Raw genomic sequence first — 3353 nt, 5'->3', positions numbered from 1 at the left:
TCGTCGTCGGGTTCGCAGTCGGCACGGGCGGTCAGCGGCGTGGCCCCGAGCGCGGCGAGGCGCTCGTCGAGGCGGCGGCCGTGCCCGCAGAACTCGTCGTAGCTGGAGTCGCCGAACGCCAGCACCGCGTAGCGCGCCCCGTCCAGCCGCGGGGCGTCCGGCGCGGCCAGCGCCTGCCAGAACGCCGTGCCGTTGTCCGGGGCGTCGCCGTCGCCGAACGTGGAGGAGACCAGCAGCAGGTCCGCGTCCCGCGGCAGCGCGCCGGGGGAGGTCTCGTCCATCCCGAGCACCCGCACGGGCCGGCCGGTCTCGCCGATGCGCGCGGCGGCCTTCGCGGCGTGCTCCTCGGCGTTGCCCGTCTGCGAGGCCCACAGCACGAGGACCTCGCGCGCGGCGGTGCACGGCGCGGGGACCACCGGCGCGGCAGGCCCGGCGGTGAGCACCCCGGCGGGCGCCCCGGTCGTGGACACCCCTGCAGGCGCCCCGGCGGGCGCCCCGGCGCGGGAGAACGTCCCCGCCAGCAGGCCCGCGACCCACGGCGCCGCCTGCGCCGACAGCGGCGCCCCCACCGGCAGCACCGGGACACCGCCGCCCGCGGGGGCGCTCCCGACACCGGCCAGGAACCCGGCGACGTAGCGGCGTTCGGCCTCGGTCAGCTCCGGCGGGGCGAGGTCGGCCACCCCGAGCGCGGCGGCCAGGGCGTCCAGCCCCGCCGGGACGGGAACCGCACCCGGCTGCGGGGTCGTCACCGCCGCGGGGGCCGGCGCCCGCGCGGGCACCGGCTCCGCGGCCGCGACCTTGACCAGCGCCACGGCGCACGCCTTGAACTCCGGCTGGAAGGACACCGGGTCCACCGCGTCGTTCGTCACGGCGTTCACGGCCAGGTGCTCCCCGAACACGTCGTTCCAGTGGAAGGGCGCGAAACACGTCCCGGCCCGCACCCGGTCGCTGACGCGGGCCGGCAGCACCACGTGCCCGCGGCGGGACGCCACCCGCACCCGGTCGCCGTCGCCGATGCCGAGCGGGCCGGCGTCGGCGGGGTTGACCTCCACGAACGGGCCCGGGTTCAGCTTGTTGAGCTTGGCCACCTTCCCCGTCTTGGTGAGGGTGTGCCACTGGTGCTGCACGCGGCCGGTGGTGAGCACGAGGGGGAACTCGTCGTCGGGCATCTCCGCCGGCGGCACGTGCGGGCGGGCGTGGAACACCGCGCGGCCGCTGGGGGTGGGGAACGCCAGCCGGGGCCGGGTGCCGTCGGGGCGCTCCAGCAGCGCCTGGCTGACGCCGTCGTTGCGGTAGCGGACCGGGTTGCGCTCCGGGCCACCGGCGGCGGCGGGCCACTGCACCGGCGTGGCGCGCAGCCGCTCGTAGCTGACGCCGCGCAGGTCCCAGCCCGTCGCCGGGTTCCACGCCCGGCGCAGCTCCTCGAACACCTCCTCGGAACTGGTGTAGGAGAACCCCTCCGCGAAACCCATCTCCTGCGCCACCCGGCAGATGAGCTGCCAGTCCGGCAGCGCCTGCCCGGGCGGGTCGACCGCCTGCGGCACGAGGGTGAGGTTGCGCTCGCTGTTCACCATGACGGAGTCGGCCTCCGCCCACATCGCGGCGGGCAGCACGACGTCGGCGTGGGCGTTGGTCTCGGTCTCGGCGAACGCGTCCTGCGCGACGACGAACTCCGCGGCCCGCAGCCCCTCGAGCACGGTCCGGCGGTTGGCCACCGACGCGACGGGGTTCGTGCAGATGATCCAGCACGCCTTGATGCGCCCGTCGCGCATCTGCTCGAACATCTCCACGGTGCCCCGGCCGACGCCGTCGGCGCGCACGGTGCCCTCCGGCAGCCCCCACAGCTCCTCGACGAACCTGCGGTCGCCCTCGACGAGGACGGAGCGCTGCCCGGGCAGGCCGGGGCCCATGTACCCCATCTCCCGCCCGCCCATGGCGTTGGGCTGGCCGGTGAGGGAGAACGGTCCGCTGCCGGGCCGGCAGATCGCCCCCGTGGCCAGGTGCAGGTTCACCAGCGCGTTGGTGTTCCACGTGCCGTGGGTGCTCTGGTTGAGGCCCATCGTCCAGCAGCTCGTCCACTCCCCCGCCGCGGCGATGAGCCCGGCGGCGCGGCGCACGTCGGCGGCGGGGATCCCGGTGATCTCCTCGACGACCTCGGGCGGGTAGTCGGCGAGGAACTCCGGCATGCCCTCCCAGCCCTCGGTGTGCTCGGCGACGAACTCCTCGTCGACCGCGCCGGCCTCCACCAGCAGGTGCAGCAGGCCGTTGAGCAGCGCGAGGTCGGTGCCGGGGCGGATCTGCAGGAAGAGGTCCGCCTTGTCGGCGGTGGCGGTGCGGCGGGGGTCGACGACGACCAGCTTCGCCCCGGCCTTGACCCGCTCCATCATCCGCAGGTGGAGGATCGGGTGGCAGTCGGCCGTGTTCGCGCCGATGACGAGGAACAGGTCGGCGGCGTCGAAGTCGGCGTAGGAGCCCGGCGGGCCGTCGGCGCCCAGGGACAGCTTGTAGCCGGTCCCCGCGCTGGCCATGCACAGCCGGGAGTTCGACTCGATCTGGTTGGTGCGCCAGAAGCCCTTGGCGAGCTTGTTGGCCAGGTACTGCGACTCCAGGCTCATCTGGCCGGAGACGTACAGCGCGAGGGCGTCGGGCCCGTGCTCGTCGAGCACGGCGCGCAGCCGGCGGGCGGTGAGGGTGATCGCCTCGTCGACGTCGGTGGGGACGGCCCGGCCGCCGCGCCCGGCGCGCACGAGGGCGCGGTCCAGGCGGCCGGGCGCGGCGAGCACGTCGGCGCTCGTCGCGCCCTTGGTGCACAACCGGCCGGCGTTGGCGGGGTGCTCGCGGTCGCCGGTGACCTTCAGCGGGATCCGCCGTCCGGCGCCGTCGCGGCCGACCTCCAGCACCATGCCGCAGCCGACGCCGCAGTACGAGCACGCGGTGCGGACGCGGGTGGTGCCCGCGGTGCGGTCCGGCGCGCTGCCGGGTGCGGTGTCCGCGCCTGCGCTCACGTCGGGCCTCCTCGTGGTCGCGGCCGGGTGCAGGTCCTCACCCCCGTCCGGGGTCCCCAGCACGGTAGGCAGGGGCCGTTGCGGGGGTGTGACGCACACGGGTCGGAGGCGGTTACCGGGATCTCTCAGCCCCCCGCCCTCCCCGAGAGTCACCCGGACGGCTCAGGTCCGCCGCCGGGCGGCCGATGGACGGCCAGGGCGTCGCGGGGACGCCGCGGTCGAGGGCATCGGAGGGGCACTGCATGGAAGCCTCGGCGACCGCGGGCCCCGGCGCGGCCGGCTCGGCCGCGGCCGCGGCGATGGGCTCGGCGATGGGCTCGGGCGCACGGCCGGGCGTCGGCCAGCGCG

The 3353-nt window shown here is 76.3% G+C and carries 1 protein-coding gene; it reads right to left on the bottom strand.

The genetic code is table 11. The features are described from left to right. Window positions 1-2903: bifunctional nitrate reductase/sulfite reductase flavoprotein subunit alpha (locus ABEB16_RS21815; RefSeq protein ID WP_345714267.1), on the bottom strand; the 2903-nt coding region annotated here is incomplete at its 3' end. Window positions 2904-3353: the final 450 nt, after the last annotated feature.

Origin of the sequence: Kineococcus glutinatus, assembly GCF_039542765.1 — a bacterium.
Taxonomy (GTDB): Bacteria; Actinomycetota; Actinomycetes; order Actinomycetales; family Kineococcaceae; genus Kineococcus_A; species Kineococcus_A glutinatus.
The sequence above is the reverse complement of the archived record's forward strand: the minus strand, read 5'-3'. Positions and strand labels throughout refer to the sequence as shown.